The sequence below is a fragment of the Syntrophales bacterium genome, from assembly GCA_023229765.1.
Taxonomy (GTDB): domain Bacteria; phylum Desulfobacterota; class Syntrophia; order Syntrophales; family UBA5619; genus DYTH01.
Genome location: JALNYO010000001.1, coordinates 126,555 through 142,097, shown reverse-complemented (window position 1 = coordinate 142,097; position 15,543 = coordinate 126,555). Strand labels below are relative to the sequence as shown.

Annotated in this window: 16 protein-coding genes and 1 tRNA gene; 5 read left to right on the top strand and 12 right to left on the bottom strand. The window is 52.2% G+C overall.

Going from position 1 to position 15,543, the window contains the following annotated elements; genetic code table 11:
* Nucleotides 1–378: 378 nt before the first annotated feature.
* The 6 genes from M0P74_00650 to M0P74_00625 form a co-directional block, all read right to left on the bottom strand.
* A complete protein-coding gene (locus M0P74_00650) occupies nucleotides 379–2,802 on the bottom strand; it encodes a phage/plasmid primase, P4 family (GenBank protein MCK9362103.1) in 2,424 nt (807 codons plus the stop codon).
* A gap of 1 nt (nucleotide 2,803) precedes the next feature.
* Nucleotides 2,804–3,040, bottom strand: a complete 237-nt coding sequence (locus M0P74_00645; GenBank protein MCK9362102.1) for a hypothetical protein — start codon at nucleotides 3,038–3,040, stop codon at nucleotides 2,804–2,806.
* Between the two features lie 28 nt (nucleotides 3,041–3,068).
* A complete protein-coding gene (locus M0P74_00640; GenBank protein ID MCK9362101.1) occupies nucleotides 3,069–3,275 on the bottom strand; it encodes a hypothetical protein in 207 nt (68 codons plus the stop codon).
* 26 nt (nucleotides 3,276–3,301) lie between these two features.
* Nucleotides 3,302–3,649: a helix-turn-helix domain-containing protein gene (locus tag M0P74_00635; GenBank protein MCK9362100.1), complete on the bottom strand. Its 348-nt coding sequence runs from the start codon at nucleotides 3,647–3,649 to the stop codon at nucleotides 3,302–3,304.
* 28 nt (nucleotides 3,650–3,677) lie between these two features.
* Complete coding sequence (locus M0P74_00630; GenBank protein MCK9362099.1) at nucleotides 3,678–4,139, bottom strand: hypothetical protein; 462 nt, start codon at nucleotides 4,137–4,139, stop codon at nucleotides 3,678–3,680.
* A gap of 71 nt (nucleotides 4,140–4,210) precedes the next feature.
* Nucleotides 4,211–4,537 carry a hypothetical protein gene (locus M0P74_00625; protein ID MCK9362098.1) on the bottom strand — a complete coding sequence of 109 codons (327 nt, stop codon included), beginning with the start codon at nucleotides 4,535–4,537 and terminating at the stop codon, nucleotides 4,211–4,213.
* Nucleotides 4,538–4,935: 398 nt separating this feature from the next.
* On the opposite strand from M0P74_00625, the gene M0P74_00620 reads away from it, so the two are divergent.
* From M0P74_00620 to M0P74_00600, 5 genes are all read left to right on the top strand, one after another.
* The gene (locus M0P74_00620) at nucleotides 4,936–5,490 is read left to right on the top strand and encodes a helix-turn-helix domain-containing protein (protein MCK9362097.1); all 555 of its coding nucleotides are present in this window, start codon (nucleotides 4,936–4,938) and stop codon (nucleotides 5,488–5,490) included.
* A 22-nt stretch (nucleotides 5,491–5,512) separates the two neighbouring features.
* Nucleotides 5,513–6,163 (top strand): BRCT domain-containing protein, encoded by a 651-nt coding sequence (locus M0P74_00615; GenBank protein MCK9362096.1) that lies wholly within the window; start codon nucleotides 5,513–5,515, stop codon nucleotides 6,161–6,163.
* Nucleotides 6,164–6,166: 3 nt separating this feature from the next.
* Complete coding sequence (locus M0P74_00610; protein ID MCK9362095.1) at nucleotides 6,167–6,679, top strand: OB-fold putative lipoprotein; 513 nt, start codon at nucleotides 6,167–6,169, stop codon at nucleotides 6,677–6,679.
* A 326-nt stretch (nucleotides 6,680–7,005) separates the two neighbouring features.
* The gene (locus M0P74_00605) at nucleotides 7,006–7,629 is read left to right on the top strand and encodes an NYN domain-containing protein (GenBank protein MCK9362094.1); all 624 of its coding nucleotides are present in this window, start codon (nucleotides 7,006–7,008) and stop codon (nucleotides 7,627–7,629) included.
* 9 nt (nucleotides 7,630–7,638) lie between these two features.
* Nucleotides 7,639–8,820, top strand: coding sequence for a site-specific integrase (locus M0P74_00600; GenBank protein ID MCK9362093.1), 1,182 nt, complete (start codon nucleotides 7,639–7,641; stop codon nucleotides 8,818–8,820).
* 6 nt (nucleotides 8,821–8,826) lie between these two features.
* Here M0P74_00600 and M0P74_00595 read toward each other — a convergent pair.
* From M0P74_00595 to ispG, 6 genes are all read right to left on the bottom strand, one after another.
* A tRNA-Pro gene (locus M0P74_00595) sits at nucleotides 8,827–8,903 on the bottom strand.
* Entirely contained in the window at nucleotides 8,894–9,505 is a 612-nt protein-coding gene (locus M0P74_00590) for an XTP/dITP diphosphatase (protein MCK9362092.1), read from the bottom strand. The genes M0P74_00595 and M0P74_00590 overlap by 10 nt, the downstream gene beginning before the upstream one ends.
* 10 nt (nucleotides 9,506–9,515) lie before the next feature.
* Nucleotides 9,516–10,205 carry an N-acetylmuramoyl-L-alanine amidase gene (locus tag M0P74_00585; GenBank protein ID MCK9362091.1) on the bottom strand — a complete coding sequence of 230 codons (690 nt, stop codon included), beginning with the start codon at nucleotides 10,203–10,205 and terminating at the stop codon, nucleotides 9,516–9,518.
* Between the two features lie 154 nt (nucleotides 10,206–10,359).
* Nucleotides 10,360–12,501, bottom strand: a complete 2,142-nt coding sequence (locus tag M0P74_00580; GenBank protein ID MCK9362090.1) for a bifunctional (p)ppGpp synthetase/guanosine-3',5'-bis(diphosphate) 3'-pyrophosphohydrolase — start codon at nucleotides 12,499–12,501, stop codon at nucleotides 10,360–10,362.
* A 141-nt stretch (nucleotides 12,502–12,642) separates the two neighbouring features.
* Entirely contained in the window at nucleotides 12,643–14,358 is a 1,716-nt protein-coding gene (locus M0P74_00575) for a proline--tRNA ligase (GenBank protein MCK9362089.1), read from the bottom strand.
* Between the two features lie 15 nt (nucleotides 14,359–14,373).
* Nucleotides 14,374–15,507 (bottom strand): flavodoxin-dependent (E)-4-hydroxy-3-methylbut-2-enyl-diphosphate synthase, encoded by a 1,134-nt coding sequence (ispG, locus tag M0P74_00570; protein ID MCK9362088.1) that lies wholly within the window; start codon nucleotides 15,505–15,507, stop codon nucleotides 14,374–14,376.
* Between the last annotated feature and the right edge of the window lie 36 nt (nucleotides 15,508–15,543).

The following is a 15,543-nucleotide window of genomic DNA, read 5'->3' as shown; positions in this document are numbered from 1 at the left end:
GTCAGGGCGGTCAGGGCACTTTCTTTAATAGTGAAAAGGAAATGATAAAAAGAAGGGAACACACGCGCGCGTGCATGTGTGTAGATGATGAATTTTGCCCTGACCGCCCTGACCGCCCTGACCAAACCAGCACTGGCGCGGGTCGTTTGGTCAAGGCGGGGTACTTTTGCCCTGACCTGCCCTGACCGGAACGGCTCCGGAGAAGATGATTGGTAGCGGGTACACCACAAGGGGGAAAGGGGGGGAGGCATGGCGGAGAGCACTACGATGCGTTCTTCAAGGTCTCGCTCATGGGCGAGACGGACGACACGCTCGGGGAATCGTCCGGCCGGCCGGGGAGATCCGGGAAGCCGGCAGGAAATATGCGGTACTCTATTTCTATTCATTAAATTTCCCCACGATTCCGATGCCGCGCACCTTGTTTTCACGTTCGCCGTGATTGTTCGGCCGGTATCGTTTAAGGCTCGCCTGGGCCACGTAGAGCTCCCGGAAGAAGTTTTCCTTATTCAAAGGGCTATACCCATTCCTGCCACAGTAGGTCTTATAATCGGAATACAGATCGTCGGTCGTACACACCTCATCCGGCCCCAAGACGCACTCGTCCTCGATGTAGCAGAGGATGGGATTGTTGGACCGGCGGTACTGCTGCATCAGCAATTTGGTTTCATCGCAGTTGGTGAACCGCTTCTGATCGGTCAGTCTTTTCAGCCCGCACAGGGACCAGATAAAGATCTCCGATAGCTTGCCTTTCAGCTTATCCATCAGATCCGGATCGCGGCGGGGATCATCCTCGAGGAATTGATTCTTGAATTTGATGGGCATAAAGCGGCGGAAATATCCGTGGCTGTTGTCTCTGACCCGGGGAAGGCTATTTCCCGCGAAGGCCAGTTTCACGTATGGCGAAAAGGTGAAGTTATCGACGTTCTTGAAAGCGGCGCTTATGGGATCGCCGCTCGTGATGGCCTTGAAATAGGGGCTTTCGATCGCTTGGGCGCCGATCTCCGTCGAGATGTTGAGCATCTTATGATAGAGGCTCGATCGGTGGAATTCCTTCTCCAGATCGGCGAACGCAACCGCGGCGCAGTTGATTTCCCCGAGCATCTCTTTCAGGACGTTCAGGCACTTGCTCTTCCCGTCTTCACCAGGGCCGAGTAGGAAGAGGCACTTTTCATATTTCACGTGCCGCACCAGGCAGTAGCCAAAAAACTCTTGTAGCTGTGCGATCGGCCCGGCCGTTTCAATGGTCTCCAGGAGAAAACTCTCCCACCGTTCGCATCGATCGTCGGAATCGGGGTTGAATGAAACAGGCAGGGCGCTCGTAAAAAAGGCGTCACGGTCATGGGGACGCAGTTCATAGCTGACCAGATTCAGGATGCCGTTCTGCAGGCAGATCCAGTCCTCCTGATCGTTCAGCTTTCTCCCATGCGGGATTGTCACGAGGGTTTTTACCTGAAAGACGGCATCCTCGATGCGCCCCTTCTGTGATTCCTTCCTGAGCAGCTTTATCGCCGCATTCTTAACATGTGTTTCGGAGTACTCCTCCCAAAACTTGCCGTTCCAGCGATACGTTTCCCCTGTTTCCTCACAAAAGAGCAGCGGAATGTCATTTATGATCCGTTCCGCCAGCAGGCGGGGTTTGAAGGAGAATCGTTTATTGACGCCGTGATCGAAGAATTGGAGGACATCGTTTTCATCCTGCAGAGTGCCGTCTTCGGCGGGCTCCGCTGAAAGGGGAACGGGGGCCGGGGGCCAGGGGGTGGCTTTGTCGAGGAGTTTGCGGAAATCATCGATCGTCCGCTTGTGTTGAACGAAATAATCAGTCAGATCCTGTCCGTGATCCTTCGAAACCCCTCCGGATTCATCGACGCCCATGAAGGAAGGCCATTGGAGCATGCGAATCGACTTTGCCGCTATGGCCAGGGAGTCGCCGGCGAACCGGGCATACTTCTGACCGGGCTGATCGGCGTCGTATGCGATCACGACGTCCCGATCCTGGAAATCCGCCAACTGATTCGGAGGCCAGTTCTTAAGCTTGGATGTCTGAGTGATGGCGTTAAAACCGTGCGATATCGCGCACAGCGTATCCGATTCCCCCTCGCACAAAAGAACGATTCCATCCGGATCCGGCGCCGCGGGATACAAACGCGCGCTACCCGTTGATTTTGCCCAGGAGAGAATCTTGAATTTCTGCGCACCTGGCAGGTAGCGGCGAATGTTCACGAGGTCGCCGGCGGAGTCCCGGATCGGAATCGCGATCCGCTCCGCAGTCTTGAGGTTGAAAAGATCGCCCGTTTTACGGTCCATTCCCTGCGTCTGCAGACGCAGATCCATCAAGGCCATAATCTCACGGCTCCAGCCGCGCGTCCTGGCCAGGCGTTCCTGGTACGTGTCGGGCAGCGGGAGAAACTTCTCCCATGCTTCAAGCATCCGACGGTGCACCAGTACCGGATCCAGTACAACCTCATCCGCCGCACCCACACCCCCCCGGCGCCGGTTCCCAGCTTCTGTATCCCCCTGCCCAAGAGAAATGCCGAATTCCTCGCAAAAGGCCTTGAAACCTTCCTTTTGACCGAGGCCCTTGACCTCGCTCCAGAGGCGAAGCAGATCGCCGTCGGCCCCGCAGGCGAGGCAGTGGTAGACGTCCTTTTTGAAGTTGTAGGCAAAGGAGGGGTTTTTCTCGCCGTGGATCGGGCAGAGACCGTGGATCTCGCCTTTGGCCTCTTCGGTCAAGGTGACGGTGAACAGGGTGCGGGCAATCTCCGCGCAGCGCGATTCCCCAAGATGTTTAGCAGCAAGCCCCACGTCAGCCCTCCCCTCCCGTGATGATCGCCCAGCGGGTGGGGCTGAATCGTCCCAACGATTTTGTGTGTATGGCGACGTGCATGCTGCCCTTGTAGAACGTCAGGCCGGGAATGGCATCGACGCCGGCAGAAACATCCTCCAGGGTTTTTGATCGGTCCACCAATTCCTCAAGGGCCCTCCTTGTCGGCGGATGGGCCAGCGGACCAGTAAGGCTCTCTTCAATGGTCAGTTTCAGCATTTAGGGCTCTCGCTTTCGATGGAGCGTTCTACAGAGGTACTATGGATATTTGTAAGGCAAAAAACAGCAGGACAAACGCCACACCCACCAGGACGACGAACCCGATGGAGGCGAGCATCTGCCGCCAGTTTGTTTCGGGATTGGGCATGTCGAGGTTGATGAAATACCGTGCGACCCTGACCAGCATCGTCCGCCGGTGTGTTCTGAGACGTGCGCCTATGACGGTTGATGTCATGATTACCTCCTTACGGTTATTTGACGTTAAAAAGTTGCCGTCTCTCCGCGGTTCGCGGCCGGGCAAGGATAAAACTTCCCGGTCCTCGGGTTTGTGATTCCCTCCAGTGGAGGCCGGTTTCTTCTTCGCAGCGGCCTTCTGACGGGCTTGTCTTCGGGGTCGAATGGTATTCCCAGCGTATCGTTCAGCCAGGCATCCAGCACGGATTGATGGTAGAGGCGCAGGCGATACTTCCCGGCGTGCGGCAGCTCGCGCGCCCGTTCGTCGAACTCGGTGCGGGAGATGCCGCAATAGGCCGCGGCTTCTTCCACCCGATACCAGGGCGAGGTTATTTCCTTTATTTTCCCGTCTTTGTTTGTTGTTATTGTTCTCATAGCGTCTAACCTATTAAGGTGCGGGTTCTTATTTAAGTTTACCAATTCCGATGTTATGCAAGAGGGTCATAATTGCCTGGCAGGCCTCGTACCCCTCCGCTTTTATGTGTGCAATCTCGTTGTCCGTCAAAGTCCCGTCGGCAATCGATGCGTCCAGGTCTCCGCACAACTCTCCGAACTCTTTCACCGCCTGCATGGTGAGACGCGGCAATCCGGAATTTGTGGCGGCGGCGAGCGGTGCCTTGATCGCGATCCGTCCGAGGGACTGCTCGATGTGATCCAAAACCGAGAAATCGTCGGTTTCGCGGATCAGAGGAACGAGTTTTTTCAGCGGGAATCGGCAGCCGGTGCCTGTATCTGATTCTTCTGTGTCGGGAAGGGCAGCGCGGAGGAGGTAGTTTTCACTCATGCCGATCTCTTCGGCGATGAGTTTCAGGGGTTTACGGTTCCGGTGGATCGTTGAGTACAAGCAATCTTTTAATGTGGTCATAAACATTTCCCCTCAAAAATTTAATTGCTTTTGCTTTTTCCTTGTGTGTATATGCTCACACAAGGAAGCATTTACGCATTCTCCGGCGGCCATGTGGACAATACCGCCAGCAGGTCTTCCAGGATCGCCTGGCTTCCCGGCCCGGAACGATACCCGGACAGGGCCATTATCAGGCTGCTGTTGTGCGTGGGACGAAGCAGGCGTGGTAACAAAACAGCATAAGACCCACGTCGGTCGAGTCCAAGTTCAACCATCTTGTGTTTAACCTCCTTGCGGAGTGTGTCTATTTCTTGAGGTGACATTGTGCTTCCGTTCTTCTTTTCAATAGAGGTGAAGCCGACGCCGGCGACTCCGAAGGCGGAAGATATTGCGGGTGGAATTGCATCCGTATTCGTCATTGCTGACTCGCTTCAGGAGGCTGAGGCAAAGGCTCGCTCCTATCTAATGGATTATGCATGGATTGCAGAAGAGGTTGAATCCTTTGCTCAACCATCTCTCGACATAATTGCTCAGTTGGAAAATGAACTACAGTTGCTGCACGAGAAAGCTGTCCGGGAAGGAATCGCCGCTGACTTTCAAGTGTGGCCAAAGAAAGCGCGCCCTCATAACACGCCGACAGAGGTTCGGTTAATGGGACCGCCGCTAAGGGGCAGTAGTGATCAGGGGTCATGATTCCGACTTTGATCGTTTGGTTCACGCGAGTGGTCCTCGTTAAGGTTTGGGGGCTTAAGATTAATTCCCCTGTTGGGTGACGAAATACACAGTACTGAATTATATGTCAAGTAAAAAATTCATTATGCTGAATATATTTTCTAGTAAACTAAAATTATTAATAAAATATCATCTCAAAATCAGCCAGAAGGCGTTCGCCAAGCAAATAAACGTCGAGGAAAGTTACCTTTCGATGGTTCTGAACGAGAAGAGCGGGCCGTCAGCCGACATGATTGCGGGTCTTTATTTTCACTATGCTGAATATCTTGATTGGCTTCTCTCCGACGAGAATCCCACCACTGTGAAAATTAAGGTGAATAATTCCACTGATCCCAGTCCGCCCCACCCCTGCGCCGGGCTGGAGGAGTATTGCTCGCAGTTTAAGAACGTCCTCCTTTCCGACAACAAGGTTATAAGGGATGCTTTTTTATCTAATCTCAAGGCGTTTAATTACAGCATCAACAAAGAAAAAGAACAGGATGAGAAGATTAAGCGGCAGGACGAAAATATAGATGATTTGAGAGCCGAATTGAACGGCGCGCTAACGGAAATGCGGCAGTTAAGAGCGGCCCTGTCGGTGGGCCAACCTACCGGTACCGACGTGGCCGCGTCATCGAATACCGGCAAGCGGGAAACGTGATCTATTTGTGAGGATCCGGTTAATGAATATATCTCCTAATCGCAAATTGAACGTCGATGAACATCAAGATTTACTAATTCTTTACAACCTCCCGCTGATGAAAAAAAGGGCCATACAGGAATTGCAGGGCATTTCCGCCGCCGTGATCTATGATGGAGTTTTGTCCGACGATGAGATAAAGCTGATTGGTGAATGGCTTGTAAAAAACGCTTTTGCCCGGGACGATTGGCCGATATCAAGACTTATTTGCGTGTTACAAGCCATCCTTGAAGACAATGTCGTCACTCTGGAGGAACGAAAGGAGCTCCTTGCCTTTCTTTCAGGAATTGCTGCAGACCCTAATTCGGAAGAGGTCGCGACGTCGATCTTTGATGCAAATCCGGTTATTCAATTCTCAAACCGATCGTTCCTGTTCACCGGAATTCTGCAATTCGGAAAGCGCAACAAGGCGGAAAGGGTGGTTACCGAGAATGGGGGATATTGCTGCAGTAGTTATTCATCCAAGGTGGATTATCTCGTCGTGGGAGAATTGGGCCAGGATTCATGGAAATATGGTAGATATGGAACAAAAATTGAGGCATGTATGAACGCAAAATCCAGAGGGGAAGCAAAAACCTTTATAGTTTCAGAACTCGATTTCGTTAAGTTTGCCGTTAATGGTCGCGGGGTATAAACGATGGCCATGGAAAAAAAATGCCGCTATTGCGCGATGATGATCCCGAAGGATGCCAAGATTTGCCCTCATTGCAGAAAGAAGTTCGGATGGACATGGCCGGTGAAGATCGTTGTGGGACTTATCGTTCTCGGAGTGATCGGTTCATTTATGGGGAAAAACAGCAGGGAGACACCGCAAGCGCCAAAGCCCGCTGCAAAACCCACAGAGATCATATCCATTACATCCGAACAGCTCTACAAGGAATATGAAGCAAATGAGGTCGCCGCCGATCCGAAATACAAGGACAAGACGCTCAAGGTAAGCGGAACTATAAGGGCCATTGGCAAAACCATTGGCGATAAGCCATACGTGAACCTGTCGACGGGGCCTTTCTCGCACCAGGTCATGGTGATGTTTCCGGCCGACACATATAACAATCAGTTGGCGGCCTATAAAAAAGGGGATGCGATTGAAGTCACGGGAACATGTACAGGCAAAACATTGGGCATGGTAGGCATTAGTTTGAGGCAATGACGCTTTGGCTCTGATCGTCAAATGTCGCGAACGTCCCTGGAGAGTGGATGACTACCGTATCAATATCGTAAATACATTCAGAACAATAGAAAAAGCTTTTCCGTTTTTCATGAAAAGAGTAAGGGCGGTGTAAAAAAAATATCTTGACAAATAAAATTGCCTCCTGTAGTTCACTAATCAACCGCAGTGTATTGACGCACACGTTCGTAATGGATGCGGGTTTGTGCATGAGAGAAATAAAAAGCGCCCCTTGCAACGTTTCAGCACACATATAAAAACGCTGAAGCCGACCAAGGGGCTTTGCTGTTTCAGGGAAGGGAATAATCATGCGTAAGGTTGTTTTTATGATTGATGGTTGGTTCATGAGGAAAGCCATTTATAGATCAAAGAATTTCTATTACTGCGGCAAGGAAATCAGAAAGTATTGTTGCCGGCATCTCAGGAGCGAAGATTATTTATACAGGATATTTTATTACGACACTGAGCCTCTTGATAAAAAAGGACATAATCCTTTGACAAAAAAATCTATTGATTTTAACACTACAAGCGTGGCTATTGCACAGAGAGAACTTCTTGACAGCATAAAATCAACGCCTAATTTCGCGCTCCGCCTGGGAAAGACTGTTTGGAGAAATAATGAGTGGATATTATCCCCGGAAAAACTCGAAGGATTGATAAAGAAAAAAATTACTATAGATGATCTCAAGGAAGATGACTTTAAGCCGTTAATTGAGCAGAAAGCTGTCGATATGAAGCTCGGCCTAGACATTTCATACATCGCTACAAAACACTTGGCAGATTTATTAATTATTATAACCGGAGACGCGGATATTGTTCCTGCTCTAAAATTTGCGCGCCGTGAAGGTATGCAAGTATGCCTTGACCCATTAAAAAACCATATTCGACCGGAATTATCAGAGCATGTAGATTTTATAGAATCTTTCATTTAAGGATGCCGCATGTCCGTTCACACTCGCAAAGATGGCCGCGTGGAGTGCATCTACTGGATCGCCGGCAAACAGGTCAGGGAACCGTTTGGGCGGGGCCGGGACGCCCTGTTGAAGGCCACGGAGCGGGATGTCTGGATCAAGAACGAGAAGCGCCAGGGCCGGGTGCATCACTTCCATTCGGACGATCTGACCTTCGCCGAACTTTTCCAGCAGTACATCGCCGCCCGGAACGTTGAGCTTTCCGACAAAACCGTTGACGAGATCTGCGCCACGGTCGCCCTCTACGCCCTGCCGGTGATCGGCCAGAGAATGTGCCACAGCATCACGATGAACGACTGGAACGCCATCCAGAAGGCCATGACGGACCGCAAAATCTCCAACCGATCGGTGAATAAATACTTTCAGTACATCTCGAAGGTCTTGGCCTGGGGGATAAATAACCTCGACGAGCTCGGCGCCATGCCCCATCCCTGGACGCGCCGGGAACCGCTCCGGATCGTCAAGCGTTTTCGGGTGGAGCTGCCCTCGCTCGATGATCTGCGGAACATTATCGAACATGCCCCGGAACATCTGCAATGGGCGATAGAGGTGGAATATCACACCGGATTGAGGCCCGGAAAAACGGAACTCTTCAACATGAAATGGGATGATATCGACTTCGAGACCGGCGCGATCCGCGTGTACTCATCCAAAACGGACAGCGCCCATGTTCAATATGTCAGCCCGGAATTTATTGACCGGCTGAAAAAAAAACGAAAATGGTATCGCCAGGAGGCGCAAAGATTGGCTGGCCGCCGGGGAAAGGTGCTGCCCGAGTGCCCTTATGTGATTTCCTTCCAGGGAGAACGGATCACAAGCCAGGTCGCCAAGAGCTGGAAGGAGGCAAAAGCCAAGGCCGGGATAGAAAAGAGGCTGCGCCTGTACGACTTGCGGCACTACTACATCAGCCACGCCCTGGCCAACGGGGCGGACATGCAAGATCTCGCCCACCGGGTAGGCCACAAAAACGCCAACATGATCGTCAATGTTTATTCTCACCTGGTGGACGAAATGAAAAGCAAAAATGCCTTGGCGCTGCCCTCATTATATGTTGAGAACTCAGTTGATGGCGCTGTTGACAACTCAAACATATTGACCAACCGTATTGACCAGACAAAAAAAGAGGCTAACGATGCTTCGCTAATATCTTGATATTATTGGTCGGGGCGGTGTGATTTGAACACACGACATCCTGCTCCCAAAGCAGGCGCGCTACCGAGCTGCGCTACGCCCCGTTTGATTTATCGATTTTCTGCTCCAGTCTTTCTTTAAGTTTTATAAAGGCCTGGGCGCGGTGGCTGATCCTGTTCTTTAACTCCGGCGATAGTTGGGCGACGGTCATCCCCTGCTCCGGCAGATAAAAAACTGGATCATACCCGAATCCCCCCAAGCCTGCACAATTCTCCGCAATTACGCCTTCCCAGCGGCCTTCAAAAACCTCGTGGCGATTGTCCTTGTGATAAAGCACCAAAACGCACCGGAAGGCGGCGGCCCTTTTTTCAGCCGGCACCCCCCTCATTTCGCCCAAAAGCTTCAATACGTTTTGCCGGTCATTTGCGCCTTCGCCCCCGTAACGGGCTGAATATATCCCCGGGGCGCCTCCCAGCGCTGCCACTTCCAGTCCGGAATCATCGGCAAGCACCGTTTCTCCGGTCGCCGCCGCTACCGCTTGGGCCTTTTTAAGGGCGTTTTCGTAAAAGCTCTTTCCGTCTTCAATGATCTCGGGCAAATCAGGAAAATCATTAAGGGAAAGTATCTGCATCTCCGCACCGGCAAACATGGCCTGAAGCTCCCTTATCTTGCCGCTGTTTTTCGAAGCAATTACGATCCTTCTCACCGAGGGTTTCCTATCTTGCCTTCAGGGAATATTCCCTGAGTCCCTTGACTACAGCCTTCGCTATGGCCTGCTGCTTGCCCTCGTCGGTTACAAGTTTGCGCTCATCCGGATTTGTGGCAAAACCTAACTCGAGCGCCAAACCGGGAATGTCCAACCCTGTTAACAAAGGATAAGGGGCATCCCGAAGGCCGCGGCCTTTTCTCGGAAAAACCGTCTCCAGGGCGGCCTGCATATACTGCGAAAATAAAACGGAATCGTTGAGAGACCTGTTTTTAACCATATCCTTGATGATTGCTTTGGAATCTCCTTTTCCCGTTTGCATATAATCGAACCCTGGGAAATAGATTTCATAACCGCTCGCCTTGTTTCCAAATCCTGCGTTTACATGCAGACTCAACAGGCAATCGGCCTTTCCCGTCCCTATGGCATTGCGCCTTTCGGCCGCAGATTCCTTTTTGTCAAGCGAACGGGTCAAGATGATTTGCAGCCCCGGGGTCTTCCGCGCCTCTTCGCGAATCAGCAGCGCAAGCTTTAGCGTCAGATCCTTCTCCTGGAAGGAATCATTAACCACGCCCTTGTCTTCACCCCCATGCGCCGGGTCAAGCAGGACAACGAATTCTCTTGTCTGCGCCATCCCCATTTCGGCCATCGGGAACAAAAACATTACAGCAACGACAAAGGACAACCATAATCTATACATCAGCAAATGCCCACGCATTGTTCACTCTTCCCTTCCGGCCTCAGTCCCTGAAAGCCAGACGCTTCATACAGCAAACCGGCGCTAACGTCAAAGTTAAAATTGGCAGCTTCGCCGTTTTGTTATCGTTTCAGCCGCTCTTATCCCTCAAAGTCAGTTATGAGGGCTTTATCCTGTCAGCCGAAATCACCCCCCGCAACTTCCGAACTGCAACCGTCAGTTCGTTAAATTGCTTCAGGCTTTCAACATTTACGCCGAAATTGCAGGTAACGCGCCCTCCGGTATCCGTATTTACCTCGGCGTGGGCAATGTTGATATCCATTGCGGAAATTGCCGAGCTGATTTCCGCAAGCACCCCTTTGCTGTCGTGGCAGACAACCGTCATCTCAACCTGGTATTCCTTCTTGTCAGCGGCATCCCAGTGTACGCTCACCAACCGCTCCGGATCCATATCGCGGACATGGGGACACGACGTTGTATGGACAATGATCCCCCGTCCGCGGGAGATGTACCCGATGATTTCGTCCCCCGGTATCGGATGGCAGCACTTGCCAAAGCTCACCATGATGTCGTCCACTCCGGTTAACGAAACGCCGATTGCTTCGCTGCCCGCCCCTTTTTTCTTTTTCTTTTCAGGAAGTTCCTCTTTTTTTATTTCCTCTTCGGGCAAAAATTTGTGAGCGACATGCTTGGCAGAAACCCTCCCAAAACCGATCAAGGAGAGCAGATCGTCGAGGGAATCAACGTGCAGTTCTTTGAACAGCTCCTGCATTTCTGGAGATTTAGCCACCTGCCCGAGTTTGAGATTATGTTTCCTGAACTCCTTGTCGAGAAGATCCTGTCCGAGCGCAAGACTCTTTTCCCGTTCTTCTGCCTTGACCCAGTTTCTAATCTTCGCCAAGGCGCGCGAGGTAACGGCATATTTCAGCCAGTCCTTGCCGGGGTGGTGCCCGGCCTGGGTAATAATTTCAACCGTATCGCCATTTTGCAGTTGATATTTCAGGGGGACAATGCTCCTGTTAACCTTGGCGCCGATGCACTGATGCCCCACATCCGTGTGCACGCTGTAGGCAAAATCGATCGGCGTGGCGCCTTTCGGAAAGGCCTTTACCTCCCCCTGGGGAGTAAAAACATAAACATCCTCGGGGAAAAGGGCGATCCTCAGGTTGGACATAAACTCACGGGGATCTTTCACCTCCTGCTGCGCCTCCAGAAGATCCCGGAGCTTTTTTATCTCCTCATCGTCTTTCGAGGCATCCTTCCCCTCTTTGTAGCGCCAGTGGGCGGCAATTCCCCCTTCCGCCCATTCGTGCATCGCCCTCGTCCGGATCTGGATTTCCACCCTCTCCCCGTAAGGACCGATCACCGTCGTATGCAGCGACTGATAATGATTGGCCTTCGGCATCGCGATATAATCCTTGAACCTTCCCTGAACCGGCTTCCAGAGTGCGTGAACCATGCTGAGCGCCTCGTAGCAGTCCTTGACGGCGTCGGAATCGAGGATGATGCGGAAGGCGATCAGATCGTACACCTCGTCGAAGTCGATCTTCTGTTCCTTCATTTTTTTATAGATGCTGTAGAGGTGTTTGGCCCTCCCCTCAAGCTCGCCCTTGATGTTGAACCGCTCCATCTCCCGGGAAATTACCTGCTTGATCTCATTGGTGTATTCGCTTCTTTTATCCTGCTTTTTTTCAATCCTTGTCGCCAGCTCGTTATAAGCGGCAAAATCGATATAGCGGAATGACAGGTCTTCCAGTTCCGTCTTCATCCAGTTTATCCCGAGGCGATTTGCCAGGGGCGCGTACAGATCGAGGGTCTCCTGCGAGATCTGCAACTGCTTCTCGGGGGATTGAAACTGCATTGTCCGCATATTATGGACCCGGTCGGCCAGCTTGACAAGCAGGATGCGAATATCGGTTGACATCGCCAAGATCATCTTCCGGTAATTTTCCGCCTGGCGTTTTTCTTTGCTGCCAAAGGTGATCTTCCCGATCTTTGTCATGCCGGCAACCAGAAACGCCACCTCTTTGCCGAAGTATTCTTCAATCTGTTCGATCGTGGTGAGGGTGTCTTCGACGGTGTCGTGCAGAAGTCCGGTGACAAGCGTTGCCGTATCGAGTTTCATATCGGCAAGAATACCGCATACTTCCATCGGGTGAGTCAGGTAGGGCTCGCCGGAGAGACGGATCTGCCCCTGATGAACGGAGGCCGAAAAGATATATGCCTTTTCGATCATCCCCATCTGCTCAGCGGAAAGATAGGTTTGGACTTTATCCAGAATGTCGTTTATGCGAAGCATGGGGACTGATCCCTTATCCACAACAATTTATCGGCCTTCCGGCCTGCTTCCCGCAGGAAACATGCGGGAATGGCAGCCGGGTAAAGATTGAAAAGGGATTCCGGGAGTGCAAGATTATAATTTATTCCTCACTGTTATTGACTATTTATTAACATTAATCTGAACTTTTTCAGCCAGAAAAGCCGTCGCCTCGGCAAGGGGGAGGATTTTGATCTCACCGGTGCGTCTGTCTTTGATTTCGACATTCCCCTCCGCCAGCTTTTTCGGGCCGATTGTCACCCGCCAGGGAATGCCTATCAAATCAGCGTCTTTAAACTTGACGCCGACCCGCTCGTCGCGATCGTCGAGAATGGTCTCAACCCCCCTTGCGAGCAGCGCTTGATAGAGCTTTTCCGCGGCTTCAGCAAGGGCGCTTTCGTTGACGTTGACCGGGGTAATAATGACTTGATAGGGGGCAAGGGCCGGCGGCCAGACAATCCCATCCTTGTCATTATTCTGCTCGATTGCGGCAGCAACGGTCCTGCCGATGCCGATGCCGTAGCACCCCATGAACATAAACTGTTCCTTGCCGTTCCGATCGAGAAAAACCGCTTTCATCGCCTGGCTGTACTTTAATCCCAATTTGAAGACATGACCGACCTCGATTCCCCGGGCGATGTTGATGGCGCCGCCGCAGCGGGGACAAGAATCATTTTCCCTGATCAGGCGCAGATCGGCAAATTCCTCCAGTGGAAAATCCCTGCCGGGCTTGACGTGACGCAGGTGAAAATCATCACGATTGGCGCCCATAACCAGGTCGTTCCTTCCCAAAAGCGAATAATCGGCGATTATCCGGCATTTGATTCCGACGGCGCCGGCAAACCCTCTTGCCGCTCCAGTAACCATCCTGATCGTCGCCTCATCGGCCAAAGCTATTGAATTGCAGTGGAGGTAATTCTTAACCTTGATCTCGTTTACCTCATGGTCTCCTCTAACCAGCACCGCCACCGGGATATCATCGGCGGAAAAAATCAGCGTTTTTACAACATCAGACGGCTTGACTTCAAGAAAAACACAAACATCTTCGATAGTTCTCACTGAGGGGGTATGAACCTCGGCAATCGGGGCAACCTCTGTCGCCGGGGCATTAACTTCAGGACGCGCAACCTCCGCCTTTTCCAGATTGGCCGCATAGTCGCAGGTGCTGCAATAGCAGACGGCATCCTCCCCTGAATCAGCCATCACCATGAATTCATGGGAATAATGTCCTCCGATACTGCCAGAATCCGCCTCGACCGGCCGGAAATTCAATCCGCAGCGGGAAAATATCCGTTTATACGCCTCAAACATTTTTCTGTAGCTGATCTCGCTTCCCGCTTCATCCGCGTCAAAGCTGTACGCGTCCTTCATCCCAAATTCCCGGGAGCGCATAACCCCAAACCGCGGCCTGATTTCGTCACGGAATTTTGTCTGGATCTGGTAGAGATTTTTCGGAAGCTGCCGGTAGGTCTTTATTTCGTTCCTGACCAGGTCGGTGATGACCTCTTCATGGGTCGGGCCGAGGCAACACTCACGGTCATGCCGGTCCCGAAAACGCAGGAGCTCCTTGCCATAATGAACCCAACGGCCCGACTCCTGCCATAACTCCGCCGGCTGCACCATCGGCAAAAACACCTCCTGGGCGCCCGCCCGGTTCATCTCCTCTCTAACTATCTCTTCAAACTTGCGAAGAACCCGGTAACCGAGCGGCAGCCAGGAATAGACCCCGCTGGTCAGTTTTCTTATCATCCCGGCCCGCACCATCAACTGATGGCTGATCAACTCCGCATCGGACGGAATCTCCCGCGCCGTAGGCAGAAACATTTCAGAATAACGCATTAAATCTCCTCACTTTTAACTTCCGGCGCAATCCCCGGTCATCAGGCGAATCTCTTCCAGCAGCACCGAGACGAATTCATCTTCACGCAGTTTTCGAACCACCTCTCCCTTTTTAAACAGCATGCCAGCGCCCTTTCCCCCGGCAATCCCGATATCGGCCTCGCCGGCCTCGCCCGGCCCGTTCACGACACAACCCATCAACGCTATCTTGAGCGGGGCCTTCATCCCTTTGAGTTTCTCTTCCACCTGCGAAGTCAGCGATACGAGGTCTATTTCGCAACGACCGCAGGTAGGGCAGGAGATGATTTCCGGGCCGACATTGCGCAACTTCAGCGCCCGCAGAATGCCGAAGGCAACCCCGATTTCCTGCAACGGGTCGCCGGTGATGGAAACCCTTATCGTATCGCCAATCCCATCATAAAGCAGGGCGCCGATGCCCAGCGCCGATTTTATAGCCGACTGCAGAAGGGTACCCGCCTCCGTAACGCCGAGATGCAGTGGGTAGTCGGTCAAGGCGGAGATCGAACGATAGGCCTCAATGGTGGTTGCCACATCCGACGACTTAAGCGAAAGCTTCATGTCGGTAAAGTCCATCTCTTCCAAGAGGCGGATATTCCGCAGGGCGCTTTCCACGAGGGCGGGGGCCGTCGCTCCGCGATGACGGAAGGCTATGTCCTTCTCCAGAGAACCTGAATTCACTCCGATCCGGATGACCTTTTTGTTCTTTTTCGCCTCCTTGACAATCCGGCGAATGTCCTCAACCGGAATATTGCCCGGGTTGATACGGATCGCGTCGGCGCCATTATTCAGCGCCATAACCGCAAGGTCGGCGCGGAAATGGATGTCGGCAATCAGCGGAATGGTTATTTGCGAACGTATTTCTCTGATCGCTGCGGCGGCTGTTTCATCCGGTACCGCCACCCGGACGATTTCACAACCGGCATCTGCCAGAATCTTGATCTGTTTCAGCGTGGAGGCGACATCGCGGGTATCGCAGGAAGTCATGGACTGGACAACTACCTGAAAGTCCCCGCCGATCTTTACCCCCCCCACATCGAGAACCTTTGTTTTTTTTCTCGGCAAACTCAAATTCAGACCTCTATTTTCTGACGGCGGCAGACTGAGCGCCTTCACCTTCTTTGCCAGCATCTGATTATGAACAGTTAAAATCAGCGAGGTTGCTGA